The sequence below is a fragment of the Treponema sp. R8-4-B8 genome, from assembly GCF_054786175.1.
Genome location: NZ_BDHE01000446.1, coordinates 1 through 433 on the forward strand (window position 1 = coordinate 1; position 433 = coordinate 433).

1 protein-coding gene is annotated in these 433 nt (G+C 41.8%); it reads left to right on the forward strand.

All coding sequences use genetic code 11. From position 1 onward, the window contains the following. Nucleotides 1–13: 13 nt before the first annotated feature. The coding region (locus ACYVRA_RS09180) for an AAA family ATPase (protein ID WP_461252399.1) at nucleotides 14–433 on the forward strand (420 nt) is incomplete at its 3' end.

Consider the following 433-nt stretch of genomic DNA (forward strand, 5'->3'; position numbering starts at 1 on the left):
TGGTGGTGTGGAAATGCTTACGAGAGCGCAAGAAGACCCGTCTCACTTTTGTGAAAGATTTCCTCCGCCCCTATTAATTGATGAGGCGAAAAAAGCGCCTAATTTGTTTCCTTATATAAAATTTATCGTGGATAAATCAAAAAAGAATGGACCATTTTGGCTGACCGGTTCGCAGGTTTTTCATTTAATGAAAAATATTTCAGAGATTCTTGTCGGCCGCGCGGCTATTCTGGATTTGCAAGGGTTCTCCCAAAGCGAAAAATTAAAAGACGTAACGCGGCCTTCCTTTATTCCCGAAATCCCTCTGCAAACCAAAATGGCGATGTGGTCAACGCTAACAACATTTAACGAAATTGTAAGAGGTTCCTTTCCTCAATTGTTCGACGGCACGCCTTCTACGTTGTTTTATTCGTCTTATATCCGCACCTATATC